Origin of the sequence: Arsukibacterium sp. (assembly GCF_041616895.1) — a bacterium.
Lineage (GTDB): Bacteria > Pseudomonadota > Gammaproteobacteria > Enterobacterales > Alteromonadaceae > Alishewanella.
Window position 1 is genome coordinate 19259 of the sequence record NZ_JBFJPY010000035.1, and the last position, 11460, is coordinate 30718.

At 47.3% G+C, this 11460-nt stretch carries 11 protein-coding genes; 4 read left to right on the forward strand and 7 right to left on the reverse strand.

The window, feature by feature from the left end; genetic code table 11:
• Positions 1-40: 40 nt before the first annotated feature.
• On the reverse strand, positions 41-634 hold the full coding sequence (locus ABY802_RS07985; RefSeq protein ID WP_372626520.1) for an HAD family hydrolase: 594 nt from the start codon (positions 632-634) through the stop codon (positions 41-43).
• A gap of 221 nt (positions 635-855) precedes the next feature.
• Here ABY802_RS07985 and ABY802_RS07990 point away from each other — a divergent pair, with 221 nt between their 5' ends.
• Complete coding sequence (locus tag ABY802_RS07990; protein ID WP_372626521.1) at positions 856-1566, forward strand: YebC/PmpR family DNA-binding transcriptional regulator; 711 nt, start codon at positions 856-858, stop codon at positions 1564-1566.
• 58 nt (positions 1567-1624) lie between these two features.
• On the opposite strand, the gene ABY802_RS07995 is transcribed toward ABY802_RS07990, so the two are convergent.
• Together ABY802_RS07995 and ABY802_RS08000 are read right to left on the reverse strand one after the other, a co-directional pair.
• Positions 1625-3814, reverse strand: coding sequence for a M3 family metallopeptidase (locus ABY802_RS07995; protein WP_372626522.1), 2190 nt, complete (start codon positions 3812-3814; stop codon positions 1625-1627).
• A 139-nt stretch (positions 3815-3953) separates the two neighbouring features.
• Positions 3954-4343 (reverse strand): cytochrome b562, encoded by a 390-nt coding sequence (locus tag ABY802_RS08000; protein ID WP_372626523.1) that lies wholly within the window; start codon positions 4341-4343, stop codon positions 3954-3956.
• 79 nt (positions 4344-4422) lie between these two features.
• Here ABY802_RS08000 and ABY802_RS08005 point away from each other — a divergent pair, with 79 nt between their 5' ends.
• A complete protein-coding gene (locus tag ABY802_RS08005) occupies positions 4423-5658 on the forward strand; it encodes a dipeptidase (RefSeq protein ID WP_372626524.1) in 1236 nt (411 codons plus the stop codon).
• Positions 5659-5719: 61 nt separating this feature from the next.
• On the opposite strand, the gene ABY802_RS08010 is transcribed toward ABY802_RS08005, so the two are convergent.
• The 4 genes from ABY802_RS08010 to ABY802_RS08025 form a co-directional block, all read right to left on the reverse strand.
• Complete coding sequence (locus ABY802_RS08010) at positions 5720-6442, reverse strand: DUF445 domain-containing protein (RefSeq protein ID WP_372626525.1); 723 nt, start codon at positions 6440-6442, stop codon at positions 5720-5722.
• Positions 6443-6529: 87 nt separating this feature from the next.
• A complete protein-coding gene (locus ABY802_RS08015) occupies positions 6530-6721 on the reverse strand; it encodes a hypothetical protein (RefSeq protein WP_372626526.1) in 192 nt (63 codons plus the stop codon).
• 265 nt (positions 6722-6986) lie between these two features.
• On the reverse strand, positions 6987-8480 hold the full coding sequence (locus ABY802_RS08020) for a hypothetical protein (protein ID WP_372626527.1): 1494 nt from the start codon (positions 8478-8480) through the stop codon (positions 6987-6989).
• A 105-nt stretch (positions 8481-8585) separates the two neighbouring features.
• Positions 8586-8873 carry an encapsulin-associated ferritin-like protein gene (locus ABY802_RS08025; protein ID WP_372626528.1) on the reverse strand — a complete coding sequence of 96 codons (288 nt, stop codon included), beginning with the start codon at positions 8871-8873 and terminating at the stop codon, positions 8586-8588.
• 219 nt (positions 8874-9092) lie between these two features.
• Here ABY802_RS08025 and ABY802_RS08030 point away from each other — a divergent pair, with 219 nt between their 5' ends.
• Both ABY802_RS08030 and ABY802_RS08035 read left to right on the forward strand, forming a co-directional pair.
• On the forward strand, positions 9093-9704 hold the full coding sequence (locus tag ABY802_RS08030) for a DUF6795 domain-containing protein (protein WP_372626529.1): 612 nt from the start codon (positions 9093-9095) through the stop codon (positions 9702-9704).
• Between the two features lie 24 nt (positions 9705-9728).
• Positions 9729-10889: a lipase family protein gene (locus ABY802_RS08035; RefSeq protein ID WP_372626530.1), complete on the forward strand. Its 1161-nt coding sequence runs from the start codon at positions 9729-9731 to the stop codon at positions 10887-10889.
• The last annotated feature ends 571 nt before the right edge of the window (positions 10890-11460 follow it).

Below are 11460 nucleotides of genomic sequence, written 5' to 3' on the forward strand. Positions count from 1 at the left end.
CGCAAATGCAACTAAATAGCGGAATTAGCCAGCAACATTGTTAACGTAATTTGCTGACCAGATCTGGTAGCTGGTCAAAATGTGCAATCTGATAATCAGCTTGTGCTGCAAATTGCTGATTAAGACCATTGAGGTATAAACAGGATAGACTGCCTGCATTTGCTGCAACCTGCAAATCAAACAAATAATCTCCGACATACAGAATTTCAGCACAGCTAACCTGTAACTGTTCTGCGATGATATGCAGCCCGGCAGGATCAGGTTTGGCCGCACAATCTTCGCGGGTCAGCACCAGGCTTATCGGGATCTGCAACCTGTCTATCACCCGCGCGGTGGCGCTGCGCATATTGCGGGTAAGAATAGCCAGCGGCCAGCCTTGTTGCTTTAATTGTTGCAAACTTTCCAGGGCTCCGGGGATCCAACTGGCCGCGTCAGCACCCGCCAGTTCATGTTGATGGATAATCTGCTCTACCCGTGATCGCTCAACCGTACAACTTACGGTGGCCAATTCCTCCAGCAGTGGCGTGCCTACAGGCCAGCCGATATCATTACAGATCGCCGCAAAGTCGAGCCGGGAGTCGACCAGAGTACCGTCTAAATCAAACACCACTGCTTTAATAGGAGTTATTGCCATACATGCCCTGCCTGCTGTCTGATACTCGTAATCATATTTGTCGTTGCGTGTTGCCGCTGGTTAAACGTATATGCTGCACATTTAGTTTAGTACTCTGGGCTTTATTTAAACCGCGCTAAAATTGAATTGCTGATTAGCCTGCTTAAGCTTGCTATAAAACCCTGCAATTGGCTAGACTAGCGCCCTGTTCGATTTACTACTGACAATACAGGAGCGCAATAATGGGCGCACAATGGAAAGCCAAACATAAACAAGACGCGGCGAACGCCAAGGGCCGTATTTTTACCAAGCTGGCGAAAGAAATCGCCGTTGCGGCTCGTAATGGCGCCGATCCCGATATGAATTCCAAATTACGCTCTGCCATTGAAACTGCAAAAAAAGCCTCAATGCCTAAAGACACCCTGGAGCGAGCCATCAAAAAAGGCGCTGGTTTACTGGATGGCCCCGCCAACTATGAAACCGTGGTGTATGAAGGTTTTGCGCCGCATCAGGTACCGGTTATCGTTGAGTGCTTAACCGACAATAAAAACCGCAGTGCGCAAAGTATTCGCCAGTTATTCCGCAAGGGTCAGCTCGCCACCTCTGGCGCCGTATCCTGGGACTTTAAACACTTAGGCCAGATTGAAGCAGAGGCCACAAGCAGCGATGCCGATATTGAACTGGCCGCAATCGAAGCCGGTGCCCAGGATTTTGAAAGCTCTGATGATAGCGAAGAGAACGAAGTAGTTTTTTTAACCGAGGCCACTGATTTAGATATGGTTGCCAAAGCACTACCAGAATTTGGCTATAACGTGCTAACCGCCAAACTGGTGTACCGGGCCAACAACCCGGTAAGTTTAAATGACGAGCAACGCGCTGAAGTAGAAGCCTTTCTCGATGCGATTGATGCTGATGATGACGTGCAGAACGTCTATGTCGGTCTGGCAGGGTAAGTTATTTTTGCTATAAAAAAAGGGCACTGATGTGCCCTTTTTTATTGTTATCAATACATTACTTAGCAGGAGGCAGCGGAAAGCCCCGATCGCGCATTAATGCTTCAATTTTGGCGTCCCGGCCACGAAATGCCCGGTACGCTTCTTCTGGATCAACGGCGTTACGCACACTGAACAAATGCTCGACCAGCCTTGCAGCTACGTCTTTATCATAGAAACCGCCCGGTGCCTCAGCAAAAGCCTCAGCGGCATCCGAAGTCAATACTTCAGCCCACATATAGCCATAGTAAGCGGCGGCATAGCCTTCACCTGAGAACACATGGCCAAAATGCGGTGTACGGTGGCGCATAACCAACTCACCCGGCATACCCATAGCAGTTAAGGTGTCACGCTCAAACGCATCCGGATCAATACCTTTAGGGTCATCCAGCATATGCAGCTTCAGATCAATAATGGCCGACGCCAGGTATTCCGTAGTTTTAAAACCTTCGTTAAAGGTTGCTGCTTTTTTAATTTTTGTGACCAGCTCCGCTGGCATCGGCTCACCGGTTTGATGATGCACCAAAAACTGACTAATCACCTCATCGGTTAACAACCAGCGCTCGAGTAACTGCGACTGAAACTCGGTATAGTCACGCACACCACCATTTAATGTCGGATAGGTCACACTGGCAGACAATGCATGCAACGAATGACCAAATTCATGAAAATACGTTTCAGCATCATCCCATGAAATCAACACCGGCTTACCTGGCGCACTTTTCATAAAGTTAGAGTTATTTGACGACAGCACGTTTTTCTCACCGTCATAATTGCTGTAGCCACGATAACTGGTAGCCCAGGCGCCAGAACGCTTGCCAGAGCGGGCAAAGGGGTCCAGATACCACAAGCCAATATGTTCGCCGCTGGTTTTATCTGTCACTTCCCAGACCTTAACATCTTCATGAAACACCGGCACACTGCCCTCGGCGACTGCAGTAAAGTTAAAGTTAAATAACCGCCCGGCAACATAAAACATTGCTTCGCGCAGTTTATCCAGTTGCAGATACTGTTTTACTTCATCTGAATTTAAATCGTATTTTGCTTTGCGTACCTGCTCGGCATAAAACCGATAATCCCAGGGTTCAATGGTAATGTCAGCGCCTTGCTGCGTCGCCAATGCCTGCATATCGGCGACTTCTTCCTGCACCCTTGCAATAGCAGCCGGCCAGACCGACATCATTAAGTTCATCGCGCGCTCCGGCGATTTGGCCATCCGGTCCTGTAACCGCCAGGTAGCATAGTTGTCAAAGCCTAACAGGCCAACCCGTTCATCCCGCAGCGCCAGAATTTCTGCAATCAGGGCATTGTTATCCTGAGCATCGTTATTATCACCCCGGCTGTAATAGGTGTTCCACACTTGCTGACGTAATTCACGCTCAGTAGAGTAGGTTAAAAATGGGTCCATTGAAGAGCGGGTATTAGTAATAGCATACATGCCCTCTTTGCCACGGCTAGTCGCTGCTGCGGCTGCTGCATTAACTAACGATTCTGGCAAACCGCCCAGTTGTTCTTTGGTCAGATACAGCGCGTAATTTTCTTCATCGGCCAGAATATTGTTAGAGAACTGAGTATAAAGCTGAGATAAACGCAGGTTTATCGCCGCGTAGCGCTGCTTCTGTTCCGCATTTAAGGTGGCACCATTATTGGCAAAACCCAGATAAACCAGTGTGGTTAACCGCTGCTGCTCAGGGGTGAGTGATTTCATTTGCTCAGAGTTATACACTGCAGCAATCCGGTTAAACAGCGCTTCGTTCTGCGTTATTTTTGACGAAAATTCCGATAATTTTGGCGCCATTTCCCGCTGAATAGCCCGGAAGTCTTCAGAAGACTTATTAGAACTCCAGATGCCATAATAGGTAAACACCCGATCCAGCTCCTTACCCACGCCTTCAAGTGCCACGATGGTATTGTCAAAGGTTGGCGCATCCGGATTAGCGGTAATTTTGTCAATGTCAGCCAGATGCGCTGCCATACCTTGTTCCAGGGCCGGTTTTAAATCAGCCAGCTGCATTTGGTCAAATGCCGGTACGCCCTGATAAGGGCCGGTCCATTGTTGCAAAAGCGGGTTAGTCTGGTTTGTGTTAGCCGCTTGCTCAACAGCAGAGGCTGTCGCACTTTTTGGCGTGTCGGGTGCAGGAGCATCATTGCAGCCCAATAAACTTACTGATACCAGCGCAGTACCCAATAAGATCGGAATTGATTTCATACATATCTCCAGTTGTTATAATAATCGCAGCTCTGATGGCCACATGGTGGTGCCGGCAAACTAACCCGGCTATGCAAAATAAGTCATGTCAACGAATTTACTGACAATCGTGTTGCTGGGGAGCCTGTTATTGGCAACGTCAGCCAAACAACAATTGCCAGAAACTGACTTTACGCTGTTTATGATAATGCTTGCGCAGCGCCTCTACTTCAGCCAGCGCCGTCTTTAGCTTTGCTTGATCGCCAGCTTCTGCTGCACGCTGTGCCTGCTGCAACGCCAGCAACACTTTATTTAAACCTTCCCGGTAAGTGAGCGCTTTATCTTCAGGAAACTGCGCGGTTTTTGCCAGCGCCGTCAGCTCAGTCAGCTCAGCAATATAAGGTTGAGCTGCTTGTGGGGTCGCCGCCTCTCTGGCTTGCTTTAATGCCAGCCCCATGTTTTTCATGGTGGTTTCCAGATTAACGCTGTTGCTGGCTATTGTGGTAAGGGGCAATATGATGAGCAGGCAGCATATAAAACGGCTAAACATAACAACAACTCCAGGCTGGATTTTCAGGGCGTAGCATAGCATATTATGGCCGGCCGTTTTATTAACAAGGACTCCCATAATGAAAACCCGCCCCTCATTTTCACTTTCAATACTCGCTAGCGCCTTGCTTAGCGCCGGATTAACTGGCTGCAGCAGCACTGGCACGCCCGCTTTTCAATCTGCTGGCAATGACATAACAGTCGAACAGCAAGCCCGGCAGATTGCCCAGCAACGGATCATTGTCGACACCCATATCGATGTCCCCTACCGCCTGCACAAAGACTGGGAAGACGTTAGCCAGGCAACCAAACGTGGCGAGTTCGACTATCCGCGAGCACGGGCCGGCGGCTTAAATGCACCCTTTATGTCAATTTATATTCCGGCATCTTACGAGCGCACCGGCGGTGGTTATCAGTTGGCAAACCAGCTGATTGACAGTATGGAAGCGCTGGTTGGCCGGGCACCGGACAAGTTTGCCATGGCCTATACGACTGCTGATGTGCAAAACCAGTTTGGCAGTCAGAAGATTTCATTGGCACTTGGTATGGAGAACGGCACGCCTATCGGTGGTGATCTGACAAATTTGCAGCATTTCTATCAACGCGGCATTCGCTACATTACCCTGGCCCACTCCGAGAGCAACCATATTTCAGATTCCAGCTATGATTTACGCCGGCGCTGGCAGGGCTTAAGCCCGTTTGGTAAGGAGTTAGTGGTGGCGATGAATAATATCGGCATGATGATTGATATTTCACATGTCTCTGATGATGCGTTTTATCAGGTTGTTGGCTTAAGTAAGGTGCCAGTGATTGCATCGCACTCGTCACTTCGAAGCTATACCCCGGGTTTTGAGCGTAATATGGACGACGATATGCTCAGGGCACTGGCAAAAAATGGCGGCGTGGTACAAATTAATTTTGGCTCATCCTTTGTTACTGCCATGGCAAACCAATATGGTGCGCTGCGTAAAGCCGCAGCAAAGCAAGCCGGGGTGGCTGATGATGCCGCATTTGAACTCGCGTTTCGTAAGAAAAACCCTTACCCCTTTGCCACACTCGATACCGTACTGGACCATATCGACCACGTGGTAAAACTGATCGGCATTGAGCACGTTGGTATTGGTTCTGACTATGACGGTGTGGGTGACTCTTTACCCATTGGTTTAAAAGATGTGGCCAGTTACCCCAACCTGATCCAAGGTTTGCTGGAGCGTGGTTACAACGAGCAAGACATTGATAAAATTTTATCTGGTAACCTGCTGCGGGTGTGGCGCGAAGTAGAGGCTTTCGCCGCGACTCAAAAAGCACAGGCTTAAATCGCCTGCCAATAACAAAAGCATAAGCCAGTGCCACTTAGCGGCACTGGCTATTTGCGGTTTAAGGAATAAAGTTTACCAGAGCACCAATGACACCACCGAATACCCCACCCCAGACCACTAACCAACCTAAATGCTGACGGATCATCTGCTGAATAATCTCTTTTACCAGCTCAGGCGTTAATTCTGCCAGTCGTTGCTGCACAATAGTATCTACCTGACTGCGGATATTTTGCAGCTGCTCAGGCTGATCAAGCTGAGCGAGTACCAACTGATTAAATTCATCGCTGCGCGATACACCGATTAGTGCATCTTTTAAGCGGGCTATAAATGGCTCTTTTAACGGCAATAACGCTGCACTGCCGCCAAACATACTTAGCATACTACCGAATGATGATTGCTCTACCACTTTTAATAAAGAATCGAAGGCAGGTGTTAAGTCTGCTTTTGCAATGACGGGCTCGAAATTAAACGCCGGCTGCTTTCCATCATCAGAGGAACCTTGTTGTTGAGCTGTAATGAAACGATCAATATTGTCACTACTGAAGAACTGAGTCATGACCAGCTGGTAAATGCCGGCCTTAAATTCAGCAAAACGCGCCGGGATAACACCTGAGCCATATAACAGGGGTACCTTTTCAAACAACATATGCACAGCAAGCCAGTTGGTCAGGGCACCTGACAAAGCAAATAAGCCTACACTGAGCAGTAATGGCTGTTGCCAAAACCAACCGATGGCTACGATTAGCGCGGCGACGCCGTTGGTAATATAATTTTTATTCATGCTTGGTCTCTGACTAGCGGGTTAAAACTGCAAGACGCCGATTCTAATCAGCCAGTCAGTTCCAGGCAAGTAATGCGACGCTAAATATCAGTTATAGCCCAGCACCGCACAATGCGAGGTTTCATTATCGTCCCGCTGGCCTGCCGTTCTGGTATCAATATTATTAGGATCCCACACCAGGCTTAACGCTTTACGCTCCTGCTGAGTTAAATCAACAGTTTTACGCTGCGGATAAAAAAACGGTTGTTGTACTACTTCACGTTGCTTAGAAACACTCATGGCAGACTCCTGCATTACTCAAAACCGCGGCCAGTCGGTTTTATACCAGCTAAGCTTCTAACTAGTGTATTAACTTTCTAAACCGCAAATACAGACTAAGCATAGGTCGCCCAAACTGAGTTTAAGCTGAATTGTAAAAAAATTTTGGATAAATACAGTTAATTTGTCACATTTTTATATTTTAACGGTAAGTTAGGGCGTGCGGCACTTCTTAAACTCGCAGCAACCTTACTGCGAGCTTCTAAGATTACTTTCACAAAAAGCGCTATAAATAGGCGCGATTAAATGACTCTTTTGACTGCTGTAAATAACTACGTGCCTTCAGGGCATGGTTTTCCCAGATTTGCTTATCAGCCGCATCAGAAAACGGATTCTGATTTGAGTGCACTGAGCGCTCAAAGCGATCATAATAGGTCAGCACCGCTGAGGTAATTTGATTAAACTGATCCTTGTAACTCTGAGTTTGCTCCAGCTGCTCTGAGGTTTTCAGGATAAAACGAATAAGCTCTGTATTGTTGCCATCACGCAGATAACTGTTGGCTGTTAGCGTAATATTGCCAGCCACCTCATCCATCAGCTTTTTGCGGGCCAGCTCGTCCTTGCTCAGGGCCCGGCTTACCGTTTCCTGCGAGCGCGCCATGCTGGCATGTTGTAAGGTCACCCTTAGCTGTTTATCAAGGTCATGGCGAAAACGATCGACACTCTTCTGAATATTAATCAGTTCATTATCCAGCGCCGTTACCTGAGTCAGTTCTTTTTCCAGCTCGGCTAAGAAACGCTCTGCATCCTGATAAATTTTCAGACCATTTTGTTCAGCAAATTTACGATCGGCCCGGCTTAAACCGGCATCATTGTAGTTACTTTTATCAAAACTTGAGGCAAGAAATGACTTAAAAGGCTCGGCAAATGCGGAGTAAGCACCGGCGCTAACCACATTTAAACTAGCAGTAACCAGGTCGCCAAAGGGTTTTAACATGGAGTTCAGCCGGGCTTGTTGCAATGGCGTAGTCACCCGTCTGGCATCGGTAACGATGCTGCGAAAACTGGCATAGGCCATGGGGTTAGACATTCTGTTACGTTCAGACCCGGCCAATGCCAGCGCAATACCAGAGTGCAAGGCATTGGCATACTCAAGGTATTGCCGTTGTAAATCCAGCTGAGCCGCATAGTTCGCGCCCAGGGTGCGGAATGACTCGGCCTGCACCGCAATATTCTGATCTTCGCGCAATTTATCCAGTATCCCGCTGACAATGCGCTGTTCATTTTTTTGTAAAGCAGTGGCCAGCAAAATACGCTCTACCATCACATCGTCAAGATAAAGGGCACCACTTAGCACTTCGACATCAAGTCGCAGGTAGCGTTTAGCCGGTTCATCTATTGACACCCGATGCGCCTTAAAACTGACATCTCCTGCGTTATGCTCTATCAGGGCAACCGGCTGCCACAGTGCATTTATTGAGGGTAAATCGGATACCATCACATGAATACGATACGATGTGGTTGTCGTTTCCGGACGCAGCCACAGCTCCAGCACGCCCATCTCGCCTATGGCCTCTTTGCTAAATAGTACACTGCTACCCGGCTTGCAGCGTAACGACAGCTCACCCGAGCGCGGCACGCCAAGTAATGCCCGGCATTCACCTAATTGATGCCATTGCTCGCCATCACTGTTTTCAAACCCATCACTGAACACAATAGCGGCATGTACTGAAACGACAGGCAGCCAGACAGCAAGCAACAACGCAAATACCTTACGCATGCGAACCTCGGATAAAAAAACAGTTAAACCACCGGATGGCAGTTTTTGGCAGTGTGGCTAGTTTACCAGCAGCCCCCTGATTAGCGGAAGAGGGCTGAGCAAGGATTATTTATGAGCAATTGGTTTATCGGTAAATAAATAGTCTTTTAATTGTTTGTCAAAGTGTGGATCTTTTCGTCTGATCCATTCCAGCACCATGGCGGCATGCTCTTTTTCCTCATCCCGGTTATGAATAAGAATTTTTTTCAGGTCGTCATCCTTACAGGCATCAACCCGCTGATTATACCAATCGACGGCTTCAAGCTCTTCCATTAAGGAGGTAATAGCCCGGTGCATATCGCGCGTGTCATCGCTAAGTTCTGCAATGGGTTCGTGGTAGCCTTCATTTGCCATAGTTTGTCTCCAACAGCGGATTATCTGAACGTCTTTAAAACGTAGACAGTTCTTAGCATAAAGTACAGCAGGTGCGATTTGATAACATAAGTAAACCCTGATACTTCCTGCCCTCACCTTGCTTAATACCCGCTATTTAATTTACATTTTAAAAACATAATTGACATCATTAAGCAAAGTATTAAGATGTCATCAACTTTATAAGCAACCGGATTAGTCATGCTGAGAAAGCAGCCTCTTTTACCTAAAGTAACGGCCATTGGCCTGATGCTGATGCTTTCCGGGGTAACGTCAACAGCGGAGGCTGGTGTGTTTGATTGGTTTAAACGAACAAAAATAAAGTGGTCACCTGACATACAGGGCGTCATTACCGAGCAAGGGAAGCCAGTAACCGACCGTGAAGTTAAACGTCGGCTCTATTACGAGGGTAAAGAGCATATCGACACCACTAAAACGGATGCTGACGGTAAGTTCCACTTTTTACAGCGAACACTCAAAGTCAGAAAAGTACTTTTTGATGGGAGCATTGCGTTGGAACTGTATGTAACAGACAACGCCGCCCCTAACGAGGATGATCTGTTTTTCCGGGTTGCCAACCTTAATCATCTTAATTATCAAAGCCTGGATTTAATCCTGAGCGATATGCAGTGTGAACTCACTGCACCTATTAAAAACCAACAATTAAAGTATCTGGAAGACTTAAATTTTGCCGATATAGCCCCCGCAATTATTTCCAGATGCAGGTTTACTCACGCGGACAAAGCCCTGTTTTCAGAAGCAGAACTGCAACGGCTGATAGAAGAAGATGCAAAAAATATCGAACACTTTTAATCTGAACCATAAACAAGGATGATTATGAAAACAATCACCCCCAGAACTGCGGTATGGCTGGCAAGGGCTCCTTACGAAGCCCAGGATATTAAACCAGGCCAGAATTTTACTGCAGGTAATCGATTTATCACCGAGCACTTCGATTTTAGCCAGACGGGTGGCGTATTACACGGTACGTCAGGCAGCGTCATATCTTCGTTACTTAAACGAACTACCGGTTTTGCCATTATTGGTAAAGGTAAGGGCCACTATGCAGGTGACGTTGCCTTAGGTATTCGTGGTACTAACATGAAAAGTGGCAGGGACTGGTTCAGCAACGCCAATACTGGCCTGGCAATATCGGACAATCAAAGTGCTGTGCATTCCGGCTTTCACAAAGTGTTTAAAAGTATGGAGCCTGCTCTTGAGAAGCAACTGGCACCGCTTCTTAACACCAATAGTAAAGGCGTGGTTCATTGCGCTGGCCATAGCTTAGGCGGTGCATTGGCTAGTATTGCTGCAATTTGGATCAAGCAACGATTTGGTAATCACGTTGCTCTATATACGTTTGGCGCTCCTCGGGTCGGCTTGAATGATTTTGCCCTCAAGTCATCAGGCAGTGTCGATAAAATTTATCGCTGTTTACATGGTGATGATCCGGTACCACTAGTACCGGTTTGGCCTTTTTATCATGCACCGTTAAATGGCAGCAGTGTATTATTAACCTCAGCGACCGGCATAAATGCTTCTGCTCATTCGATGCTGGAAAACCCGGGCTATGTAGTGACCTCCCGCGGTCAATGGGACGATTTGCAGCGCCGTGGCGATACCATTAAAGCCGTTCGTTTATATTACGATCGCCGCTTTGAGTGCAGCTTTAGCACTCACTGGCAAGAGCGTTTAAGCCACGCCCTGATCACACTATTAAAAGACGCCGGTTATTTAACGGCTGTATCAGTGCAGATGGGTATAAGCGGTATTATGACTTTCTATGATTACCTTGCAGCAACGGTCGAAAAAATTGCAAATCTCAGTGCTAAATTCGCTGAACAGGTAAAAGGCCTGCTCGGGCATATGCTGGTGTTTGCTGGTAAAGCAACCACAGCCGTAACGGAGCTTACTGTCCGCTTTATTCGATGGGTCTTTAAAGTCACGCTTGAAGCACTGTATCGGGTTGCCAAACGTGCAATTGAGTTGGCGAGTTAAAGTACATTTATTGAGACTGTTGCATAGCTATGAGTAACAGTCAAAGCTTTCCCCGATGAACCGGAAGAATATATGCCGCATGAGCGGGTGAAGATTGTGGTGGATAACAGCAATAAAGAGGACATGTAAGTTGGTCAAACTTAGGGTTCGAACCAAATCCTCGTCCTGCGGTTAAATGAAAAAGGCCCACGCTTTTGGCGAGGGCTCTTTTCATTTAATTGGCGGAGAGAGAGGTCTCCCGACTGAAGCATAACTCACTGAATCTAAATGTCTATTTCTTAAGATACGCCTACTTACCCGTTTTGCTACCCAGTTGTTTGCTTCGAGTTTTGCTTAGTGGTTCGAAAGCGACTTAAGAATATCAGAGGGAAATTTCTGATGCAACCATGGGTAATTTTTTAGTTACCCACCTGGGTAACTGGGTAAGTTCGAGTTATTTATGTTCTTTCACATCCTCTGAAACGAACTGCCTTAAGTTCTGGGCTGGTGAAATTAGTAGGCGGTTGGGTAACACTTTTCGTTACCCACCAGCCAACCTTACACCTAAGCTCGTTTATCTATTACATATACA

Coding starts and splice junctions, on each gene's coding strand:
- ABY802_RS08035 (WP_372626530.1), top strand. CDS start 9,729: ATGAAAACAATCACCCCCAGAACTGCGGTATGGCTGGCAAGGGCTCCT.
- ABY802_RS08000 (WP_372626523.1), bottom strand. CDS start 4,343: ATGTTTAGCCGTTTTATATGCTGCCTGCTCATCATATTGCCCCTTACC.
- ABY802_RS08030 (WP_372626529.1), top strand. CDS start 9,093: ATGCTGAGAAAGCAGCCTCTTTTACCTAAAGTAACGGCCATTGGCCTG.
- ABY802_RS07995 (WP_372626522.1), bottom strand. CDS start 3,814: ATGAAATCAATTCCGATCTTATTGGGTACTGCGCTGGTATCAGTAAGT.
- ABY802_RS08020 (WP_372626527.1), bottom strand. CDS start 8,480: ATGCGTAAGGTATTTGCGTTGTTGCTTGCTGTCTGGCTGCCTGTCGTT.
- ABY802_RS07990 (WP_372626521.1), top strand. CDS start 856: ATGGGCGCACAATGGAAAGCCAAACATAAACAAGACGCGGCGAACGCC.
- ABY802_RS08025 (WP_372626528.1), bottom strand. CDS start 8,873: ATGGCAAATGAAGGCTACCACGAACCCATTGCAGAACTTAGCGATGAC.
- ABY802_RS08015 (WP_372626526.1), bottom strand. CDS start 6,721: ATGAGTGTTTCTAAGCAACGTGAAGTAGTACAACAACCGTTTTTTTAT.
- ABY802_RS08005 (WP_372626524.1), top strand. CDS start 4,423: ATGAAAACCCGCCCCTCATTTTCACTTTCAATACTCGCTAGCGCCTTG.
- ABY802_RS08010 (WP_372626525.1), bottom strand. CDS start 6,442: ATGAATAAAAATTATATTACCAACGGCGTCGCCGCGCTAATCGTAGCC.
- ABY802_RS07985 (WP_372626520.1), bottom strand. CDS start 634: ATGGCAATAACTCCTATTAAAGCAGTGGTGTTTGATTTAGACGGTACT.